The 21,584-nt window shown below is 39.1% G+C and carries 16 protein-coding genes; 1 reads left to right on the top strand and 15 read right to left on the bottom strand.

The features are described 5' to 3' along the window. Nucleotides 1–26: 26 nt before the first annotated feature. The 3 genes from A4V09_RS02510 to A4V09_RS02500 are packed head-to-tail and all read right to left on the bottom strand — an operon-like array spanning nucleotide 27 to nucleotide 4,058. Nucleotides 27–1,181, bottom strand: coding sequence for a CDP-glycerol glycerophosphotransferase family protein (locus A4V09_RS02510; protein WP_089280591.1), 1,155 nt, complete (start codon nucleotides 1,179–1,181; stop codon nucleotides 27–29). 38 nt (nucleotides 1,182–1,219) lie between these two features. Continuing rightward, on the bottom strand, nucleotides 1,220–2,239 hold the full coding sequence (locus A4V09_RS02505) for a glycosyltransferase family 2 protein (RefSeq protein WP_331481671.1): 1,020 nt from the start codon (nucleotides 2,237–2,239) through the stop codon (nucleotides 1,220–1,222). Continuing rightward, entirely contained in the window at nucleotides 2,232–4,058 is a 1,827-nt protein-coding gene (locus A4V09_RS02500; RefSeq protein ID WP_171286065.1) for a glycosyltransferase family 2 protein, read from the bottom strand. Before A4V09_RS02500 ends, A4V09_RS02505 begins: the two co-directional genes overlap by 8 nt. 152 nt (nucleotides 4,059–4,210) lie before the next feature. On the opposite strand from A4V09_RS02500, the gene A4V09_RS02495 reads away from it, so the two are divergent. Further along, on the top strand, nucleotides 4,211–5,164 hold the full coding sequence (locus tag A4V09_RS02495; RefSeq protein ID WP_171286066.1) for a glycosyltransferase family 2 protein: 954 nt from the start codon (nucleotides 4,211–4,213) through the stop codon (nucleotides 5,162–5,164). A gap of 40 nt (nucleotides 5,165–5,204) precedes the next feature. Here A4V09_RS02495 and A4V09_RS02490 read toward each other — a convergent pair whose 3' ends face one another. The 12 genes from A4V09_RS02490 to A4V09_RS02435 all read right to left on the bottom strand — a co-directional run bounded on the left by A4V09_RS02490 (nucleotide 5,205) and on the right by A4V09_RS02435 (nucleotide 21,561). Continuing rightward, nucleotides 5,205–6,623, bottom strand: a complete 1,419-nt coding sequence (locus A4V09_RS02490) for an ArnT family glycosyltransferase (protein ID WP_065540949.1) — start codon at nucleotides 6,621–6,623, stop codon at nucleotides 5,205–5,207. Nucleotides 6,624–6,670: 47 nt separating this feature from the next. Next, nucleotides 6,671–9,121 (bottom strand): glycosyltransferase family 2 protein, encoded by a 2,451-nt coding sequence (locus tag A4V09_RS02485; protein ID WP_065540948.1) that lies wholly within the window; start codon nucleotides 9,119–9,121, stop codon nucleotides 6,671–6,673. Between the two features lie 10 nt (nucleotides 9,122–9,131). Next, on the bottom strand, nucleotides 9,132–10,514 hold the full coding sequence (locus A4V09_RS02480; RefSeq protein WP_065540947.1) for a hypothetical protein: 1,383 nt from the start codon (nucleotides 10,512–10,514) through the stop codon (nucleotides 9,132–9,134). Between the two features lie 13 nt (nucleotides 10,515–10,527). Next, nucleotides 10,528–11,433, bottom strand: a complete 906-nt coding sequence (locus A4V09_RS02475) for a class I SAM-dependent methyltransferase (protein ID WP_065540946.1) — start codon at nucleotides 11,431–11,433, stop codon at nucleotides 10,528–10,530. Between the two features lie 23 nt (nucleotides 11,434–11,456). Beyond that, the gene (locus A4V09_RS02470; protein ID WP_065540945.1) at nucleotides 11,457–14,306 is read right to left on the bottom strand and encodes a glycosyltransferase family 2 protein; all 2,850 of its coding nucleotides are present in this window, start codon (nucleotides 14,304–14,306) and stop codon (nucleotides 11,457–11,459) included. Next, nucleotides 14,299–15,609 carry an ABC transporter ATP-binding protein gene (locus A4V09_RS02465; RefSeq protein ID WP_065540944.1) on the bottom strand — a complete coding sequence of 437 codons (1,311 nt, stop codon included), beginning with the start codon at nucleotides 15,607–15,609 and terminating at the stop codon, nucleotides 14,299–14,301. Before A4V09_RS02465 ends, A4V09_RS02470 begins: the two co-directional genes overlap by 8 nt. A gap of 12 nt (nucleotides 15,610–15,621) precedes the next feature. Further along, nucleotides 15,622–16,431: an ABC transporter permease gene (locus A4V09_RS02460; RefSeq protein ID WP_065540943.1), complete on the bottom strand. Its 810-nt coding sequence runs from the start codon at nucleotides 16,429–16,431 to the stop codon at nucleotides 15,622–15,624. A 13-nt stretch (nucleotides 16,432–16,444) separates the two neighbouring features. Next, nucleotides 16,445–17,011, bottom strand: coding sequence for a dTDP-4-dehydrorhamnose 3,5-epimerase (rfbC, locus tag A4V09_RS02455; protein ID WP_065544595.1), 567 nt, complete (start codon nucleotides 17,009–17,011; stop codon nucleotides 16,445–16,447). 46 nt (nucleotides 17,012–17,057) lie between these two features. Continuing rightward, on the bottom strand, nucleotides 17,058–18,356 hold the full coding sequence (locus tag A4V09_RS02450; protein ID WP_084043404.1) for a D-alanyl-D-alanine carboxypeptidase family protein: 1,299 nt from the start codon (nucleotides 18,354–18,356) through the stop codon (nucleotides 17,058–17,060). A gap of 216 nt (nucleotides 18,357–18,572) precedes the next feature. Further along, nucleotides 18,573–20,465: a DUF2142 domain-containing protein gene (locus tag A4V09_RS02445; protein WP_065540942.1), complete on the bottom strand. Its 1,893-nt coding sequence runs from the start codon at nucleotides 20,463–20,465 to the stop codon at nucleotides 18,573–18,575. Further along, nucleotides 20,449–20,865: a DUF2304 domain-containing protein gene (locus A4V09_RS02440; RefSeq protein ID WP_065540941.1), complete on the bottom strand. Its 417-nt coding sequence runs from the start codon at nucleotides 20,863–20,865 to the stop codon at nucleotides 20,449–20,451. The genes A4V09_RS02445 and A4V09_RS02440 overlap by 17 nt, the downstream gene beginning before the upstream one ends. A gap of 9 nt (nucleotides 20,866–20,874) precedes the next feature. Continuing rightward, the gene (locus A4V09_RS02435) at nucleotides 20,875–21,561 is read right to left on the bottom strand and encodes a glycosyltransferase family 2 protein (protein ID WP_065540940.1); all 687 of its coding nucleotides are present in this window, start codon (nucleotides 21,559–21,561) and stop codon (nucleotides 20,875–20,877) included. Nucleotides 21,562–21,584 lie beyond the last annotated feature (23 nt).

Here is a 21,584-nt window from a genome sequence, read left to right as displayed (position 1 = left end):
CATTTCATTTTCCTCTCGGATAAAAACTATAATTTGTTTTTTATATCTCTCAATATATATTCACATATTTTATTGCTGCAGGGTTCTTTCATCTGGTTAAAATAAGAATTGCATTTTTCTCTCATAGACGCATATCCGTCCTGTCCAGCTAATGCTCTATCCACACATTTTAAAAATTCTTGCAGATTCTCCGGTTTTGGACCGGGAGTGACTTTATCATATGGAAAATTCATTCCTCTCTTCCGAAGATATTCTCTCTGATCATAAGGCAGGAAGATGATTGGTTTATTCAATAGGAGATAATCCAGATAGATACTTGAATAGTCTGTAATTAAGACATCAAAACAATTCAGCCACAATGCAATATCATCAATCACGTCTTCATTCATGAAATGGATATGGGAACCAGTATATTTTTCAATCCTCCCCTGTTCCTTTAAATGCGAACGTATACAAATATGGCAGTTTTTTTCCTGAAGAAAACGCTCAATTTCTTTCTGATCATTATCCGGGAAAGGAAACAACACAGTATCTCCATACTCTCTGTAGGTGGGTGCATACAAAATAAGAGAAGCCCCTTCTTCTATCTTCATGATTCGGAGGACTTCTCCTTTTACAGGCGTTTCCCACAAAAGGTCGTTTCTTGGTTGTCCCCAAACTTTTATACATTCCTCCGGAACCGCAAAGCTTTTCGACATTATAGGAACAAGATGTGTACTCGTAGTTAAAATATACGTGTATTTGCTGGAAAATAAGTGCTTAAAATAGAATCGTCGTAAAAAGCTTTGCTTTTCCTCCATCAGCACTATTTTTTTCAAAGGTATCCCATGCCACAAATTTACTACTATGCGCTCCGGATTTCCCTTCCACTCATATACCGGCAGACCGGCAGAAGTAAACCATACACCTGCGCGTAATATCATCTTCATCCCATCACTGCACAGACCATCAACAAAATATCCATCGCCATATTCCTCTGTCAGTTGCTTCCTTTTTTTCGTATTATTAATGACAAATACCGGCTTAATTTGCGGAAGCTGTTCCCTGACATAAAAGAACAAATATTTAGAATTATAATTAAAATTACAATTGTCCACAGATGAAAATACCCAGATATGAAAATCCAGCTCTTGTTTTTTATACCATTGTGCTTTCAGCATATTTTCTACTTTTTGCAGCATCTCAGATTCCCCACTCAAATTCAAATATTTCGCGCTATTTACAACTTTTTCAAAATATTCTTATATAATTCTAATTGTATCTTTAAATAGCGTTTTCCTTTTCCATGTATGAAAGTCACCTTCTTATCTTTATTCTTCCTGGAAATCTCAATCCCATTTTTAATCCCCGCAGCATACTCCCTGCCAAACCCCTTACACGCAAAAAACACCGCCTTTACCCCAAATCCTACTGCAAACAGTGGAAAATTCAATACAATCTGCCAAAGCGGCATGTTTTTATATATCATATATACATTATTCCTGGAAGAATATCTGACTTTAAAAAGATTGTACCTGGAACCGCTGGTGCCGCTTCCCACATGATATACACGAGCCGCTGGGCAAAACCAGTTTTCGTATCCATATAGCCTGGCCCGATATCCAATATCCAGGTCCTCCAGATAGGCAAAATGCTCCTCATCAAAGCATCCAATCTCGTTTAAAATACTTTTTCTATAGATAGCTGCCCCTGCACAGGAGGCAAATATTTTCTTTCTTTTATTATAATTTTCCTCTGGCTTACCCTTCCCGTCAGCAAACGCCCACCCTAGAGCACAGTAATAATTTCCGGCATCATCTATCCTGCTTTTATCATGCATCTGCAGCATCTTCGCCTGACATGAAAAAATAGCAGGACTTCTTTTTATATCCCGAACCAAAGCATGAATAAAATCCTTCTGGACGATCGTATCATTATTCAAAAGCAGTATATACTTTGCCTGTGAGGTGTGGATTCCCACATTGACGGCCCCGCAGAAGCCCGTATTTTCCTCCAGTGCAATAAGCCTCACCTGCGGGTAATTCCGGCTGAGATATTGAACGCTGCCATCTTTGGACCCGTTATCCACCACCACGATCTCAAAAGAAGGAAAATCCTGTGCAAGCAGTGCATCCAGGCAGTCTTTCAGATATTTTTTTCCATTAAAATTAGGGATGATTACTGATACTTCATACATGTTTTCCGGAAACCTTTCCGACACAGCATTGGGATAAGTCTGTGTCCTGAGATTTTTATTCATTTGGCCGCAGGGAATAATTCCACTTGGTAAGAGAAAGATTTTTATTGTAGTAGGGATCTCCTTCTTTTAAAAGTGTTTCCCACCGACAGCGCATAAACTCAATTTCACTTTGAAATCTGCGCACTTTCTCCTTATTATCTTCTGTTCCGCGGCTCTTTGATTCGTAATGATACAGCTCTGCAAAGGGATCATATACGACCAGATATCCCTTCTGCCGTACGCGTAGACAAAAATCCACATCATTGAATGCAACGGTCAGTTTCTCCTCAAATCCGCCAACTTCAAAAAACACATCTCGTTTCACCATCATGCAGGCTGCCGTAACTGCACTTAAATCCTGCTGAAGGGAAGCCTTGTGGAGATATCCGGACCGGTCTCCCTGCATATTTACAAACATATGTCCCGCAATTCCGCCAATCCCGATGATTGTCCCTGCATGCTGGATGGTTTTGTCCGGATAATATAATTTTGCACCCACAATTCCGGTATCGGGTCTCTGACAGTGTCCAAGCATTTCTTCTATCCAATCAGGCGAGATCACTTCCATGTCGTTATTTAAAAACAGAAGATATGTGCCTTTAGCTTTTTTCGCCGCATAATTATTAATGGCAGAGTAATTAAATGGTTTATCCCATTTTAACAGACGTATCTTGTCCTGCCTGCTCAGCTCACGATAATAAGTAAAAATTTCCTCTGTCTCACTATTATTTTCCACAATAAGAATCTCAAAATTTTGATATGTTGATTTTTTAAAGATGGAATCCATACACTTTTTCAGAACTTCTTTCTCATCTTTATTAGGTATGATAATGGAAACAAGAGGGGACTCCTGTACCTGATACTGCACACGATAAAAGCCATAATCTTTCGTATGGCTGACCTTTCCGCAAAGCCCACTCCGCTTCAAATTCCCTTCAATAGCCCGTTTTCCCGCTTCATAGGCATACATTTTGCTGGCCGGATTATCCGCGGTGGAAGCCTGATGGGTCCGCCAGTGATATAAGATTTCCGGAATATGATGTATTTTTTCGGCGCACTCAACACACCGAAATATAAAATCATAATCCTGGGCACCGTCAAATTCGCTGCGGAAACCGCCTGTCTGCTCCATAATCCGACGTCTCACTACAAACAGATGACAGATATAATTATTTGCCCGAAGCAGATCCGGATTGAAATCCGGCTTCAAATGAGGCTGGAAATGCTCTGACAGGTCTGCCCTCACCTTATCTTCATCCGTATAAATCACATCAATATCCCGTTCCTTTTCCAAAGCTGAAGCAATTTCATACAATGCATTAGGGGCAAGCAGATCGTCATGGTCCAGAAGCCCAATGTAATCCCCGGTTGCCATGACGAAGGCGGCATTTGTATTCTCTGCGATCCCCAGATTTTTGTCCAGTTTTTTCCAAACAATCCTGCTGTCCAAAGAAGCATATTCTTTCAGGGTAAATTCCATGGATGCATCTTCCGGACTGGCGTTAGCTATACACAGCTCCCAATTGCCATAAGTCTGCTCCCTCAGAGAGTCCAACATTTCCCGCAGAAATTTTTCAGGCGTTTTATATGCCGGTACTACAATACTGATCTTTGGACTATATTTCCATGACCGCTTCCGCTGTTTATCTAAAGCTTCTTTTGTGGGGCGGTACGCTTCATACCATGGACCATATGGAACTTCCTCCGGTTCAAACCGCTCATGCAGGCGGATCCAAAATTCCTTCGGTCCATAATGTTTTAAATAGCGGTATCCCTTCTGTATGGTATACGGGGAAAGCTTTTTCAGCATCCTTCCCCACTCCAGTTTTCCTTTAGACATAACTTTTACCTCTGCTAATTCCATTCTTTTGGGCAGATTTACCCGTCCTTTTACTTATATACCCGTACATTCTACCACATTTTCTGTTTAAAGGGAACCTCGAATGTGCTATACTAAAGAAGATTGAGTTTAAGATGCGAGGAGGTTATATTTTGAAACTGGATAAGAAGCTCTCTTTTGTTATTCCATGCTACTATTCCGAAAAAACAATTTCTCTTGTTGTAGATGATATTTTTGAAGCATTTCCAAAAGAGGATTATCAATACGAGATCATATTAGTGAATGACGGTTCCAAGGACAATACATTTTCCGTGATCAAAGGTCTGGCAGATAAATTCCCACAGGTTATCGCTGTAAATCTTGCCAAAAATTTTGGACAGGATGCTGCTCTGATGGCCGGATACACCTACGCCACAGGAGAATATATCATTTCCCTGGATGATGACTGCCAAAATCCTCCTGCTGAGGCCCATAAGCTGATCGCAAAAATAGAAGAAGGATATGATGCTGTATTTGGAAAATATCATACCAAGCAGCACAGTGCTTTTAAAAACTGGGGAAGCCGGCTGAATGATAAAATGGCCACAATGCTTTTAAAAAAGCCTAAAGACCTCACCTTATGCAGTTATTTTATCATGAATTCTTTTGTAAAAGATGAAATGCTGCGTTATGACAGCGCTTTTCCTTATATATGGGGGCTTATATTACGCACCACGGACCATATTACTAATGTTTTTATTGACCATAAAAAACGTGAAGTCGGTACAACCACCTTTACACTCGGTAAACTGATCCTGCTTTGGCTTAATGGTTTTACCTCTTTTTCTGTGAAACCACTTAGGATCGCAAGCTTTTTTGGCGGTTTTTTTGCATTTCTGGGGTTTCTGCTGACTATAATCATGGTGGTCCGCCAGTTCATCTGTCCGGAGCCAATCATTGGCTGGACTTCCCTCATGTGTGCCCTGCTTATTGTCAGCGGTCTGAATATGCTTATGCTTGGATTACTCGGAGAATATATTGGAAGAATCTTTATCAGTCAGAACAAGTCTCCTCAATTTGTAGTCCGTCAGTTGTACCGACAGGAGAGTCCCGAAGAGAATAAATGAAAGAAGCCGTACGCAGAAGGATATGCGTACGGCTTTGCTGTTACATATAGTTCGGCATAAAAACAAACAGATACACTCCAATTGCCGACAAAATATAACCTATACAAAAAATATTGGAAATTACACCCTTTACTTTTCGACTTTTAATAACTCTATCCACTATATTATGGTACCCTAAGGTAATAAAATACATAAATGGAATCAGCATAGGCATCAAATATCTCCCCTGTGCCTGGAAATCACTGGAATATGCATATTTTACCAGCAGAATAAAAGGTATTACCATAGTTGCAAGCAAACATAGATGAAAATAATTTTTCATCTCCCATCTTTTGTTCTTTCTGATCGTGATGTACACGGTATCTCCAGTATCGTCTTTTGCATGTCTGACATTTCTCTTCAGTCCTGTAACAAAAAACTGTTTTCTGATCTGAAAAAATACGCCGACAATTCCTGCTGCAAAAACAATAAAATAAACTATTGACCAGGCTTTGGGCATAAAAATATCCAGAAAGCCGAAAGTTCCCACAAAACTGACCGCCACAGTTACCAGCCAGTTGAAATTCCATTCTCCGGGTATCCAGAATAACATATCCCAAACACTCATTCCCTGACTTTGAGGCGTGATCCTGTTAGATGGCTTTAAATCTTCCCGGGCATACAACTGGGCATATTCCGATGAAGTACGCATACCTAATATATCTCCATGATATAAAATTGCATTACGCACAAACCACCACCCTGCACACACAGCCACAACAGCAATAATAAGAGCTCCCAGGGAAAACATTTTTTTATAATTCCATCTCTTATCCTCACAGAACAAGATACTCCCGGCAAAGAAAAAGACACTGCAGAGTATAAATCCATATGCATTATAATAAGAAAGTGCACACACGGACAAGGCCAGTGCCAGTTCTACACAGAGACTTTTTCTCCAGCCATTTCTCAGTGCTTTAACCCAGCACCAGATTATCCATGATGTGGAAAACAAGGCAATAGAATCCGTATTTATATAGGAATTTATAAAAACCGCCCCCGGAAGGAAACATACTAACACTACAAATACCCTTGCATTTTCTTTTAGAAACAATTGTTTGCCTGTTTTCATAGTCATCGCAGCCGTTGCAGTACCAAACAGAACATTAACCATTCTTGCGGCAATTACCGGTGCCATTTCTGCACTGGTAAATAAAAGTGCAGCTTTCCCGAACCCTGCTCCGATAATATATGGCAGGATAGGGTTAAACGCATAAGAAATCCCCCATAATTCATGACGAATCTCCGGATTTCCCCCATGTGGCAATGTTCCATGTTTCATAATATATTCCACAATCTGATATTTCATGGCTTCATCCGGTGATGCATTAAATGGCTGTATTACAGCCCAGCAAAGTAAAAATGCAAACACACCGATGAGAAACAAAATCTCTACTATTATTTCTTTTCTTTTATTCATTATTTTTTCTTGTTCCTTAAGCCTATAATATTTGGAACGGTTTTACGCTAAATCCTTCTCAATGAAAAATCCTGGCTGTCCAAGGTCAAATTAGGATTATAATAGGGATCTCCATCTCTTAATATTTCAGGCCACCGTTCTTCAAAGGTTTTTATTTCTCTGTTAAATCTTGCAACTTTCTCAGGTGTATCCTCTAACCCTCTTGATTTTGACTCATAATGATATAATTCAGCATATGGATTATAAACTACAAGATACCCGGCACTCTGAAGTTTCAGACAAAAGTCAATATCATTAAACGCAACCTGAAGCTTTTCACTTAATCCGCCTGCATCGTCATATGCTTTTCGTTTTACCATCATACACGCAGCAGTAACTGCGCTGTAATCCTGTGCACAGATAATTCTGTGGCAATAACCGGTAACCCCGCGTTTCTGCTGAACAAAACAATGGCCTGCAATTCCGCCGAATCCAATGACAACCCCTGCGTGCTGTATAGTATCATCCTCATAATAAAGCCGGGCTCCAACAGCCCCCACATCTTCCCGCATACAATACCCCAGAAGTTCTTCCAGACAATCTGCATTTATAATTTCCGTATCGTTGTTAAGCAGAAGAAGATATTCACCTTTTGCTTCCCTGATACCAAAATTATTTATTGCGGAATAATTGAAAATCCCATCCCAATAAACTACCTTTACTCTCGGATTAGTTTCTTCCAACTTTTTGTAATATGCAAAAGTTTCTTTTTCTGTACTGTTATTTTCAACTATAATGTATTCAAGATTTTTGTACGTACTTTTCTGCTCAATGGAATCAATGCAGCGTTTTAAGTCATCTATATGATCTTTATTTGGAATAACTACGGAAATCAATGGATCGCGCTCCCTGATGAACCGAGATCTATAAAGTCCCAAGAATTCTCCCTGCTGAACCTGTGCTTTTACACCAATCCGTTCATAATGAGCCTCTACTGCCCTTTTTCCGGCTTCAAAGGCATATAATTTACTCTCCGGATTCTCTGCTGTAGAATCCTCATGACATCGCCAGTGATATAAAATCTTTGGGATATGACAAATATGCTCTCTTCCCGCCTGTTCTGTACATCGGAAAATAAAATCATAATCCTGTGCTCCGTCAAATTCCCTTCTCAACATCCCCACCATATTAATAATATCCCTTTTGACTACAAACAGGTGACAGATATAATTTACGGTGCACAATAAATCAATATTGAAATCCGGCTTAAAATGGGGCTGAAAAAATTTATTTCCATCCATAGTCATTTTGTCTTCATCCGAATACAGAATTAAGGTATCCCTTTTCTCATTTAAGCTACGTGCACACTCGTAGAGTGCATTTGGTGTCAATTCGTCATCATGATCTGCAAATACAATAAATTCTCCGGAAGCTGCCTCTATAGCTGCATTCGTATTTTCAGAGATCTGCAGACAAGATTCATGAGAAATATACACAATCCTTTTATCATTCTCTGCAATTTTTTTTATAAAACCCTCTAATTCTGAATTTTTTCCACTTCCATCAGATAAGCACAGCTCCCACCTGCCATAAGTCTGTGCCTGTATGGACCGGATAAGGCTTTCGAGATATTTTTCAGGAGTCTTAAATAGCGGTACCACAATGCTAAACTTAGGTTCCCAAGCAAATTTTTCTTCTCTCTGCTGTGTAAGTTCCGACTGGGAAGGCAGATGCTTTGGAAGCCATTTTGCGTATTCAACAGGACGATTTTTATGGTTTTTTGCTTTTGAAAATACTTTTGCCGAAAACCCTGAAATCCCATGTATTTTCAGGTAACGAACAGACTTCTTACAATAAAGTTTAAACTTCTCCTGCATAATCTCTGAACGCTGCAGCGGCACTGGAAATACTGCCCTTTCCGTCCCTGTTTGAAAAATAATCCGGTAAGAACTCTGCTTGTCATAATCTACTTCCAAATAAAATCCCGAATTCTCGCCAATATCCATCTCTGAAAACTGGTTCTGAACATCTACCCTATTCAGCCTTTCCAAATGGCATGAAATTTCTCTTCCTGCTTTATCTTCAAGTTTAATATCAACTTGTTGTATTCCTGCTGCCCAGCCTCTGATCTTGCATTTATGGAGTTCTTTGTCCGTTGTAACTTCCTCAATATAAAACTGAGGCTTTCCCTGCCTTTCTGCCAGTTTTCCAGCATCAACAGAAAACCATAAAATCCTAATATCCCCCTTTATGGCATAGATGGTCAGTTTTCCAGAATTATTTAATTGTTCCGGAAGCAGAACCACCATCTCAATACGCTCACCATTTTCAAAGTCTAAATCCTGAAATCTTTCCAGGGCGCTGACTCTCTCCTGTCCGCTGATTTTTGCTTCCAATACTGTGTTTTCCAGTTTTACTTCAGCTTTATAGTCCTTTGGCCAGACACCCTGAAGAATATATTTTTGGCGGTCTGCTATATTAAATCGTTCTTTTTTGACTTCATATATCTCTCGCTGCATAAATACTCCTTTAGTTGTCCTGTTCCTTTAGCTTATCCCAAAGATGAATCTGTTCTACTTTCTGCTTAAGCAGGGAGCGATATGCCCGGGTATTTTCTATATAATTCAATTTATCTTTATAGAGCTGCAAAAGTTCCTCCAATTCTACAAATCGTTTTGCACTCGCATGAAGTAATTGTCCCTGCTCTTCAATCTTTTCTTTTAATTCTTCTTCTCTTTTTTTACAGAGCTGCAAGTAAGGCTCTGCATTTTTCAGTTCGGAGAATAAGATTTCATATTTGATTCTGATGCTTGTCCATTGTTCTCCCTCTAAAACACGCAGGAGAATCTGGGGGTCACTACTTTTAAATACCAGATCATTCCCCGCACATGTATTTGCATTCTGTTCTGTCTGTTCTATTGTTATTTTTCTTATACCTTCTGTTGTATCCGCCTCCATATAAATCAATCGGATCATCACAGATGTATTTAGTGGGTCTATACGGATTTCCCTGGGCATGTGAAGCGGATTTAAAGTCATCTCCAACTCAACTTCCCTTTGCCCTTTTAAGATAGGAAACATCCTGCTGTTTTCCTCTGAATACCCCATTCCTCTGTCGAGATATATCTGGGCATATGAAGATTCTGTCTTCATCTCTTCATCAAAATAATACACTTCCTGTTTATACTGATTTAAGGTTCTGGAATAAGAGTAATCTTTTCCCTCCACATAGAACATAAACCCATCATTCATTTGCGCAAATATTTTACGTTCTTCTTTGCTTATATTAAAATATTCAAACAGCTCATCCTCTGTCATTAATTTGTTAAGAACTGCTTTGTGCTTCAAAGCAATAGCAAAGAGGGCCCTGTATATTGAAAATTTGACCGGTACCAGAAAATCAAAAATCCATTCATAATCCAGTATAATAGTATTTTCTCCGTTTTCCACTAAGTTATCAAATGTCAAATCAATATTCAACTTTTTAACTGCAGACATCCCAGATGGTATATCTATATCACCAAAAACCGAAACAAAACTTTCTGTTTTTTCAAACGAGGTCTGTGCAGGATACATTGTTTCAAAAATATCTTTATATTTTTCCAGAACAAACTGCAGACGATTCTGATCTTTATCCTCAAGTGCCTGCAGAATTTGTGTATAATAACTGTCCCCCGTAACAAAATCAAAAAAGACAGCCTTGTGCTCCATCCTGCAGGGCGTCAGAAGACTTATTCCCTGTTCCTTAAAGTATTGATAATTCTGATACATATTATCAATATGTTTCTGTCCTTCCGGAAGAAGAGCTCTTTTACTAATTGCTTTTTTGCCGTTCTCTGTCACATATATTGCAGTCTCTATCTGGAATCTTCTATCACGCTCTTTTGTAAATTTGGAATATATTTTTTTCACTTTGGCACTCCTTCTATTCCGCTTCAATCATAAATGAATTGGCAAAAAATTCAAAACTGCCGTCCTTTGCCAATTGCTGGCTGACTGCCGTTTCATCAAACAGTATCCATCTGGTATTGTCAAAGCTGTCCTTACCACAGGCCAGTTCTTCCGCTTTCGGAAGATAATCATCCGAGAAAATCTGAACGGGAAATTTATAATCGGGAAATGGGTAGTAAAAATTCATTTTATCAAACCCGGCCTGGTATATAATAGATGTTATCTCCTTTTTAGAAAATGTTCTGACACAGCTATCTGTCTTATGATACCCCTCTATACCGTCAAAAAGCTGTCCCGTATGATCCTCTCTGGCTCCTGCCCAGTACTTCAGACCGAATTTGTTTTCAATGGCAATTAAAATATGGCCACCCGGTTTCAGCATCTGCTTCAGATTCTGTAGAAATGCAGGAAACGGTTCCTCTGCATCTGTATAATATCCTGCATATTCAAAAACGCCAATCAGGGTAATATAGTCAAATTTCTCTTCTAATTTGATATCATTGAAATTCCCAACCATTATCTCCATATTTTCACAATTTTTGTTTCTGTAGGCATTGATCAATGACCTTCTTTTTGACAATTCGATACAGGTCACTTTGCCTGCCAGACGTGACAATACTCCGCTAATTGCACCGCATCCGGCTCCTACTTCCAGTACACTGTCTTTTTTAGTAAAAGGATACCATTCTAATATATTTTGCCTCACCGGAGACAAATGATATAAGACAGGCCACCTGTTATCCTTTTGAAGAATACGGTCCACATTTTCCTCTTCTTTCACAAGGCTCAGCAGATCATTCTCTATCTCACCATCGCTATATGCATCTGTTCCCCTGTAAAACTCATAATTTAATTTTACTTTTCCAATCTCCTCAACCATTGAAACTCCCTCCTCCGGCATTATTACAGCATTTCCTTTATCTCATTTATAAAGCTGAACACACTGTCATTTTCGCAGTAATCTTTATTCACGATCCTGTTCTCTACTATAATACGGTAATCGTTGCAAATTTCATTTAATTTTTTAGCAATATGGTTTGGACTGATGTTATTTAAAGATACAATAAAGTCATTAAAAGTTTTCAAATCTTTATTGGCAAATGTATTTGTAATAACTTTAATTCCAAAAACCGACATCTCCAGAGGTGGATAACTGGGGTGAGGAGATGCCATAAGAGATATACCTGCATAAGACTCCTGAAGCACTTGTGCATATTCATCCAAAGTTAATTTCCCTGCAGAATTCAAATATTTCCCTTTTCCCAGATATACTTTGGGGTGCATCTCTCCTGCTGATATAATATTCCATTCTACTGCATCTTCCTGTATTCCAATCCATTTACGCAGTGCGGCAACTATCAGTTTAAAAGCATTTCTTTCTGTTCCCGGACGACCGTATATCAAAATCTGTTTCTTCTTTTTCATGTTGCTGTTCATAGCATACAGTTTTTCCTTCAGCACTGTATTTAGCACCGGATCAAAAGCAAACTCCTTATAAAATTTGTATCCCTGCCAATGAAAATAGTCCTGCAGCAATTTTGTATTAAAGACTGCGATCTGAGGATAGGGGTGCTTATAGGTTGCGTCTGCCAAAAGATATCTTGTGGACCAGGCATAAAATCCCGGCTCATAATCCTGAATAAAATTAATAAACGGTCTGGGTTTTATTCCAGTCTTCCTCTCGAACTCTTCATAGGCTTCCTGTGCACAATGCGCTGTCCACCAGCCTGTGAACATAAAATAATCATTCTCTGATACCGGAAGCGTCCATCCGTTCCGTTCACTGTACGGAATAATCTGGGCTTTCGCCTGGCTGTCTTCTTCCCATTTTACAAACGTATAGTTTTTTTCATATGCCTGAATGGCTGCCACAGAGGGAACTGCATCTACCAGGACTATCCTTTTGTCGAATCCCGTACTTTCAGCCAGCTTTTCAAAAAATTTAAGGGCAGTAGAAATACCACCGAAAACATGCTCCGGATTTATAGAAGGCAAAAGAATATTGATTCTTTTATTTTTGTGCGCAGACTGCCGGAATATATAAGGATTTATCTCCGCTATATGAGTATCAATTTCCTGACTGTTAAAAATACCTTCCTCATAATCCCCGTGGAGATATTCATCCACTATTGTCTCCTCCACACTTTTTTCTTTTGCCTCAGCTTTCAATTTAGGTATACAACTAAACGTATCTAATTGAATGTTATAATAAGGATCTCCTTCTGCCAGATATGGGGCATACATGTTCCGTGACATCTCAAAATCCACCTCAGGAATATAGGAATCCCTGGTTTTTGACTCAAAATGGTAAAGTCTTACATAGGGATCATATACATTCCGGTATCCTTTTTGCAATGCTCTTATACACAGTTCTACATCACTTCCGCATATCAAAAAGCGTTCATCAAATGGACCAATCTTTTCAATGGTTTTCTTAGACACTGCCATACACGCACCCGTAACCGCAGTAACATTTCTGGTTACCATGGGCGATACAAAAGGAGAACCATAATGAACCGGGGACATTCCCTTATAAACATGATCTCCCCAACCACCCATGCCCGCAATTACCCCGGCATGCTGAATCGTATTATCTTCATATAACAAAAGAGCCCCTGCTACACCTATATCCGGCTGTACCACTTTCTCCACTAGCCGGTACATCCATTCACTGCTGCTGATTTCCACATCATTATTCAGGAATATATAGATGTCTCCATCTGCATGCTTCATTCCAAAATTATTCAGTTTTGACCAATTAAACTCAAATGCAGCCGTCACAACATGAACATTTTGGTTTTTCTCAGCAACATCTTTAAAATATGCAAAGGTCTCTGCCTCTTCTGAATTATTATCCAATATAATTATCTCATATCTGTCATACCTGGTAAACCGCAGGATACTCTGCACTGCCTTTTCCAAAAGCAGGGCATGATCTTTCGTAGGAATAATTACAGATACCAGTGGATGTTCTTTCAGACAATACCTCACATCATATACAAAATAATTCTCTGTCTCATATGCTTTGGCAGCTTCCTTCCCATAAACACGGTCTAAATGCTCCTGTACAGCTTTCAATCCCACAACCTGCGCATATGGCTTAGACTCTGGATTATTGGCAGTTGAAGAAGGGATTGCCCGCCAGGAATACAATATTTTCGGTATATGAACAATATTATCTGTGATTTCAGACATACGGAGCATCAGATCATAATCCTGGCTTCCATTAAATTCTGAACGAAATCCCCCTGCTTTTTCAAAAAGACTCCGTTTAAAACCAAGTAAATGGCCTATATACATCTGACTTAACAGCAATTCCGGTGACCAATCCGGCTTACAGAAAGGATCCCTATGGTTTCCTTCTGCGTCAACGATGTCCTGATCACTGTATAAAATATCCGCTCCAGTATTTTTAATAACATCCGAAAATTCCAGAAGTGCATTTTCAGCAATCTCATCGTCATTATCCATTAAGACCAGATAATCACCATCTGCAAGGACTGCCGCCTCATTAGTTGCTGCTGAAATGCCGCTGTTTTTTTCAAGAAGCTTTACCTTTATTCTCTTATCACGAATACCAGACAAATACTCTCTCACCCTGTGATCCGTAGAACAATCATCCACAAGACACAATTCCCAGTTTCCATACACCTGGTTTGCAACAGATTCGATCGCTCTCTGAAGCCAGTGTATTTCCACGTTATATACCGGAATTAAAACAGAAAATTTAATGTTTTCTCCACTACTATTCATGAACTGCTCCTTTTGCATAATTTACCCGGGTATCCATATCAAAATAACCTACTGTTGTCTTATCAGCAATCACCTGAATACAGCAAATGTCATATAAACGATGGTATACAACAAAATCATCATTCCCCTCAAAGCCTGTACATCCCAACTGCAGCAGATATTGCCCACCCTGTAATCTCATTTTCTGGGTAAAGGAAATCTCAGCCACCTCTCCCTCCAGAACGATCCCGGTTTCTGCCTTTTCAATAACCGTATTCGTTCCTGTCAGTTCTGTTCCTTTTAAGTCCTTGAGGCTGAAAGCAAAAATAGGATTTATAATCTTACTGTTAAATTTTATCTTCATTCGCAGAGTAAAATACTGCATTTTATATACTGTATTGGTGATTTTACCTTCCTCGTCAAAGATACCGAAGTCAATAATCTCTGCTCTGCCGTCTCCATAGCTCTGCAGATCCGGATTAATAAGCATATACTTTTTCCATACTTCAATATCATGCTCATAGTCCATTTCCTTTTCCTGCAGTATCTTATCAGATTCTTCCTCTATCTCTTCTATGACAGATACATCCTGACCTACCAGAATCTTTTTATACAGGTCAACCATCTCTTTCGGTCTTCCTTCTGCCACTTTATTCCCTTTGTTAAGAAGAACCACTCTGTCACAATATTTGCTGATACTTCCCAAATCATGGCTTACAAACAGGATGGTACGTCCCATCTTCTTGAATTCTTCAAACTTCCTATAGCATTTCGCCTGAAAAAAAACATCCCCTACCGATAATGCCTCATCTACTATGAGGATTTCAGGTTCAATATTAATGGCAACCGCAAACGCAAGCCTCACAAACATACCGCTGGAATAAGTCTTCACAGGCTGATGAATAAATTCACCAATATCAGCAAAATTGAGGATATCCTCTAGTTTAGCATCAATTTCTTCTCTGGAAAAGCCAATCATCGTGCCATTCAAATAAACATTCTCAAGTCCGGAATATTCCATGTTGAATCCCGCGCCTAACTCCAATAGGGCAGAAATCCTGCCATTCACCCTTACACTACCGTTTGTAGGATTTAAAACTCCAGTAATAATTTTTAATATAGTGGATTTTCCGGAACCATTTGTACCGATAATTCCAACCGTTTCCCCCTTGCTAACCTGGAAGGATACATCCTGTAAAGCATAGTGCTCTTTATATTTCTTTTTTCTTGACAACCCCAGTGACTCTTTCAACCGGTCCATAGGTTTGTCGTATAATTTATACATCTTACTAAGATGCTCCACTGCTATGATATTATCTGACATGCAATTTTCTCCTTACAATACATCTGCAAAATGTGGTTTCAGACGTTTGAATATTACAGAACCAAAGGCAAATATTATAATCGTCACAACCCAGAAATAGATTCCCCATTTCCAATGAGCAGCAAGTCCGGTCTGTCCTAATATGGAGTCTCTATATCCGGATACAATATAATACATGGGGTTCAGCTTAAATGCTTTCATCAGCATGGGATGCCCACTCAGCATATTTAAATCCCACATAATAGGTGTCATCCACACACCTACCTGAAGAATAATATTAATTATCTGTGTCAAATCCCGGAAAAATACCACAATGGCACTGGTAGCATAGACAAGAGCCAATGCGAACACAAATGTGCAGCCCGTATAATAAATAATCTGCAGTGTATATAGATTAGGTGTAAACCCATTTACTGAACAAATAACAAGCGCAAATGCCACAAAAAACACATGCACAAATAAAGCTGAAAACACCTTCACAATAGGAAGAATACTGATTTTGAAAACCACTTTCTTAACCAGATAATTATACTCCATCAATGCATTAGTTCCACCATTCAGCGCATCCTGGAAAAAGAACCAGGGAACAATTCCCGAAATCAGATAAAGAACAAATGGATATTCCGCCATATCACCGGCCTTCAGTCCAACGGTAAATACAAACCAGTATACCATGATCGTAACAATCGGCTGAATGAATGCCCATACAATGCCCAGATAAGAACCTGCATATTTTGTCTTAAAATCATTTTTAGACAATGACAATATAAGTCCTTTATTATGATATAGCTCCAGCGGTAACCCTAATATTTTTTCTTTCATATTCTGCTCCTGTTTATTTGCTTTCCATATACTCTTTAATTCCGCTCCAATTATGATCTTTTTCAGAAATGGTCAAATCTTTTTCCGTCATTCCCTGAGGTATCGGCCATTCAACTCCAATATCCGGGTCATTCCATTTTAATCCGCCCTCATCATTAGGATGGTAGAAATCCGTACATTTATATGCAAATTCCGCATGTTCGGAAAGAACCACAAAACCATGTGCAAAATTTTTAGGTATAAAAAACTGTTTTTTATTTTCTGCTGACAAAACCACACCATACCATTTTCCAAATGTCTTGGATCCCGGACGCAAATCAACAGCCACATCAAATACTTCCCCGCTTACAACACGTACTAACTTGTCCTGCGGATAATGAATCTGGAAATGAAGACCTCTTAATACGCCTTTTTTTGAGCTGGATTGGTTGTCCTGTACAAATTCCATATCAATGCCTGCAGCTTTGTAATCATTGTAATTATATGTTTCCATAAAATAACCGCGCTCATCGCCAAACACAGCCGGCGTAATTACTTTTAAACCATCAATCTCACATGTTTCTACTGTTATTTTTCCCATAACTTTTTCCTCACTTTTATTTATTTTAATTTTCATTATTAACCTGTTATCTTTTTTTCTTTCTTCTCTTATTTTTTCTTCTATCTTTTTTTGTAAGCAGGACAATGAGGATTACAAGCACTGCGATCAGAACTGCCAGCAATATTAAAAGTGCATCCATTAAAGAATGAGATTGACTTCTATTGTTCTTATCCTGCTGCTGTGTGTTTTCATCATTTGACTCAGATACACCTTTTTCAGCAGTTGGTTTTTCTTTCATTTCTTCCTGTGGTTTTTCTTCTTCCTTATATGCACTTCCCACAGGCTGTCCAGAATAACTGTAGTTTAACAAAACGCTTCCATCCTGCTGCACGTTTTCTTCACACTGAAGCTCTTCCATTCTCACATTTGACGGAACTAATACAAACCCCTGATTCAAATCAATCTTTTTAAAATTATCAAACCCATAGTTCAGAAGATTCGTGGTATCCTGGCAGTTAGGACCCATATCTGCTCCCTTCATTACCACAGCAATAAGGGTAATCCCTTTCCTTTCTGCCGCCGTTACCAACGTCTTTCCTGCTGCTTCTGTACTGCCGGATTTTCCTCCCAGGCATCCTTCATAGTATTCTGCAGATTCTGATGCCAATAGCGGGTGGTGCGTATGCAGTTCCCTGGCACCTGCAGACAAATTTGTAGGCGGAATCACGTAGTTTTCTGTCTGGATCACTGTGCGAAACGTTTGATTTTTTAAGGCCTCTCTGCAGATCAACGCCATATCATAAGCTGTTGTATAATGGTTTTCATCCGGCAGCCCGCTGGCATTGACAAAATTTGTGCTTTTGCAGCCTATCTCTGCTGCTCTTTGATTCATAAGCTCTGCAAAAGCTGCTTCTGATCCCGATACCTGCTCTGCCAGCTGGATCGCGATCTCATTGGCTGACTGAATGATCAGTCCATACAGACAATCTTCTACAGTTATCACTTCTCCGACCTGCATATGAAGCGTACTGCTGCCGGCTACCTGTTCGGATGCCACACTGTTTTCTGAAAATGTCACCTGTGTGTCAAGCTGCAGATTTTCAATTGCCAGTAATGCTGTCATTATTTTCGTGATACTGGCAGGATAACGAAGTTCATCTCCTCCTTTGCTGTAGAGGATATTTCCATTATCTGCCTCCATCAATACTGCCGTTTCACATGCCACTTCCGGTCCTGCAGGCCATCCCTGTATGTTGTTGGATTCAACCGGATAAACCGTACCATTGCTTACTGCTGCGGCTGCATTTACTGTCATCATGCTCATACTTAATACTAACGATACCAAAAGAAACAAAAAGGGACAACTTTTTTTTAACATTATCATTTTTATAAAAATCTCCTTATACGCAAACCAGCAGTATCCTTTGGATACTGCTGTATGATTTTATTTTTCTGCATACATGCCCGGTAATATTATAAGTAAACACCTTATCTTTTCCACGAAGGCTTCCTCCTGACCCTGTATACTATACCATCATATAAGCAGAATTTCAATATTATAAGAGAAATCTGCTCTTCAACCAGCTGCATGGAACCAGAGCTAACTGCAATATGGAATCAAAAATCTTGAATACAGGGCCAAATGCCAGATAAGAAGAACTATCATAAACATAACAAGATTATAATTCTCTTCTTTCCATTTTGTATGAATCTTGTCAGTATAAAAAACCATAAGTAATGGAAGTAACAGTGGAATATAATATCTACCCTGTACGCCTTTAATGACTACCTCACCAACTTCTGTAAATGCCAGATACATAGCAGTCCATATGAGAACCAGTACACCGGCAGCAAGAGGCAGTATGCTTATTTTAAATATATTCATTGACCTCTTAGTCGTTCCGTTCATGACTTTTCTGGGTTCTGTACAGGCTACTCCAAGCACAAGAGCAGTCACCACCATATAAAACTCAAAAATGCCTTCATACGCCATAGTAGAGATACTTTCTATCCCCATCATATAACTGTTAAATGTATTCTTGATATTTTCAAATAAAATCTGTATATATGCCCAGGGATGTCCAAGTATCACTTGAATCTGGCGTCCTACATCCGTATCTCCCCCTCTGACATCAGAAGCCATGGTATTGCCTGCTGTAGGTACCAGGAAAGTCAGCATTAGCAAAATACAGGTTAAAATAATCGCAGATTTCCATATCCAGCACTGTCTTTTATTCTTAAACTTTTTCTGTGGCAAAAACACCGCGCTAAGCACCAGCGGTATATAAATAGCCTTTGGACAGCTCCCATATAAAAAGAAGAATGGAATACAAACCAGCATTCCTCTGCTGATTTTTTTATCCGGATAATAAAATTCTCTGACTAACAGCGCCATGCCCAAAGTTAAGAAACCAATTAAAACCACATCATAAGAATACGCTGTTGCTAGAACCATAGGTGCAGGCATCAAAGCCAGAGCTGCTAATAAATGCTTAGCTATAGGGATGCTTTTTATAGCAAAAAACATAAGGATACAATACAGCAATAAGTTAGCAGCTTTCCCCAACAAATATACCACATAAAAAGGAAGTCCTATAAGATTCCCGGCTGCCACTACAATAGCCATATGAAGATATCCTAATTGGCTGACAGTAAAACTACTTTTTTCATAAGAATATCCGCTGTCCTGGGTATGTTCATTAAAATACTGAATCTGCAGAGCTTTTTCCTCCTTGGAAGTAAAAGCCACTTTTTTCTTGGATTCCGGATTAATGTACGCATAATATTCTGCCTGGTTCCACTCCACATGTTTTCCTTCAAAGAAGTCAAATACATGATAAAAGTGTATATGTTCATCCCAGCTTGTAAACTGAGGCGGCTGGAGAGCTATAAAAAGCATCCCTATTGTCATGGAGAACAGGAGAAAACCCAGCTCCACACGTTTGCCTATCTCTTTTTTAAATAAAAGAAAAGATAGGAACACTCCAACAAAAACACAAATATACAAAATTCTGTATCCATTGGAATCCTTTGCATTGTTAACTGTAAAATCCCCAACTGTTACCCCCTCTGGCAGCCGTATCGTAATGGACTTGACATTATTTTTAATGTTGACAAAGGAATTATTTAAATTGCTGCGGCAGGGATCTTGAATTTTCTGTTTCTCCCAATTCCCATACAAATTAGGGGTTTCTACAATAATTTCAGCCTGAAAATTCTTTTCTGCTGTATAATAATACTGAAATTTATTAATATACATTCCGGAAACATCAATTTTTATCTCTCCATGCTCCTTCATAACATAGAGATTTTCCATCTTATCCCCATTCTTAACCTGTATATCCTGAAGACTGACCACTTGGGACACATGGCTTTTTCCCGCCTCGCAAAACTGCAATATCCCCTCCACAATAAAGCCAGCCAGTATTGCACTGATCAAAACGATCAGCAGTTTTTTCCACCAACAAATTTTCGCCCTAACTCTCTCTGTCATTGTCTGATACATCCTTTTCTTTGTGCAATTCAATCTCCTTTACAACTGTTTGCCCATGACGTTCTCTGGATATAACTTCTTCCAGAATAGCGATTCTCTGTGTCAACACCTTAGTCTTTTGAGACAAACCGGATACCAGTACGCTCAAAGTGAATGTCAATGCCAGCAGAAAGCAGAAACCCAAAAAGAAAATCATATTTATAGGCATTCCAATCCCGCAGATATCGGCTAATTTTGCAATAATTCCCGGAAAAAAATCCAGCAGTAAAATTAAAGCTCCCATTACGATCCAGGATAACGCATATTTTAATTCCAATTTATTCTTTCTTATCTTGCCGATCAGATAAGCAAACGCAGCCAACACAATAACGGCAACTATAATTTGTGTTCTTATATTCATACTTCACCTCTATCGAAGACATTCTATAATTATTGCAAGGCTTACCTTAATCATGTAGTATACCGATTTTTTAGGAGAAATTGAGGAAACACCTCCCTGCCTCTCCTTCATGACAACAGGAATTTCTTTTACCTTCATGTTTTTTCTGATGACAGCCACCACTGTCTCCGGCTCCGGATAATCCTTGGGGTAGTTTTCAGCAAATATCTGAATGATCTCCCTGTCTACCATGCGAAGGCCTGATGTAGGGTCTGTGATGCCCCTTCCCGTAAGAATCTTGATAAGCCACGTAAAAAACTTAATCCCCATTCTTCTGAGACCAGATGACTGAAATCCTTTTTTCTCAATAAATCTGGATCCAATCACCATATTCGCCTGATGTTTTTCCATAAACGCTGCCATTTCATTTAAAAAAGCCGCATCATGCTGTCCGTCGCCGTCTACCTGTACAGCCACATCATAATGGTTCTCAAGGGCATAGATATAACCAGTTTGCACCGCCCCTCCTATTCCCAGATTAACAGAGAGATTAATATAATGAAATTGATTTTTTTCACATATCTCTTTCGTATTGTCTTTGGAACAGTCATTTATAATAATATAGTCAAATGATGGTGCAGCTTTCTTAATATTCTCAACTGTCTTCTCTATGCATGCCTCTTCATTGTAAGCAGGTATAATGATTAATTTCTTCATACGTTTTCCTTTTATCTTGTCTG

The organism is Blautia pseudococcoides (assembly GCF_001689125.2).
GTDB classification, from domain to species: Bacteria; Bacillota; Clostridia; order Lachnospirales; family Lachnospiraceae; genus Blautia; species Blautia pseudococcoides.
The sequence above is the reverse complement of the archived record's forward strand: the minus strand, read 5'-3'. Positions and strand labels throughout refer to the sequence as shown.

Bases quoted from the DNA above. Each gene is read 5' to 3' on its own strand.
- A4V09_RS02510 (WP_089280591.1), bottom strand. From the start codon at position 1,181: ATGCTGCAAAAAGTAGAAAATATGCTGAAAGCACAATGGTATAAAAAA.
- A4V09_RS02505 (WP_331481671.1), bottom strand. From the start codon at position 2,239: ATGAATAAAAATCTCAGGACACAGACTTATCCCAATGCTGTGTCGGAA.
- A4V09_RS02500 (WP_171286065.1), bottom strand. From the start codon at position 4,058: ATGTCTAAAGGAAAACTGGAGTGGGGAAGGATGCTGAAAAAGCTTTCC.
- A4V09_RS02490 (WP_065540949.1), bottom strand. From the start codon at position 6,623: ATGAATAAAAGAAAAGAAATAATAGTAGAGATTTTGTTTCTCATCGGT.
- A4V09_RS02485 (WP_065540948.1), bottom strand. From the start codon at position 9,121: ATGCAGCGAGAGATATATGAAGTCAAAAAAGAACGATTTAATATAGCA.
- A4V09_RS02475 (WP_065540946.1), bottom strand. From the start codon at position 11,433: ATGGTTGAGGAGATTGGAAAAGTAAAATTAAATTATGAGTTTTACAGG.
- A4V09_RS02470 (WP_065540945.1), bottom strand. From the start codon at position 14,306: ATGAATAGTAGTGGAGAAAACATTAAATTTTCTGTTTTAATTCCGGTA.
- A4V09_RS02465 (WP_065540944.1), bottom strand. From the start codon at position 15,609: ATGTCAGATAATATCATAGCAGTGGAGCATCTTAGTAAGATGTATAAA.
- A4V09_RS02460 (WP_065540943.1), bottom strand. From the start codon at position 16,431: ATGAAAGAAAAAATATTAGGGTTACCGCTGGAGCTATATCATAATAAA.
- rfbC (WP_065544595.1), bottom strand. From the start codon at position 17,011: ATGGGAAAAATAACAGTAGAAACATGTGAGATTGATGGTTTAAAAGTA.
- A4V09_RS02450 (WP_084043404.1), bottom strand. From the start codon at position 18,356: ATGATAATGTTAAAAAAAAGTTGTCCCTTTTTGTTTCTTTTGGTATCG.
- A4V09_RS02445 (WP_065540942.1), bottom strand. From the start codon at position 20,465: ATGACAGAGAGAGTTAGGGCGAAAATTTGTTGGTGGAAAAAACTGCTG.
- A4V09_RS02440 (WP_065540941.1), bottom strand. From the start codon at position 20,865: ATGAATATAAGAACACAAATTATAGTTGCCGTTATTGTGTTGGCTGCG.
- A4V09_RS02435 (WP_065540940.1), bottom strand. From the start codon at position 21,561: ATGAAGAAATTAATCATTATACCTGCTTACAATGAAGAGGCATGCATA.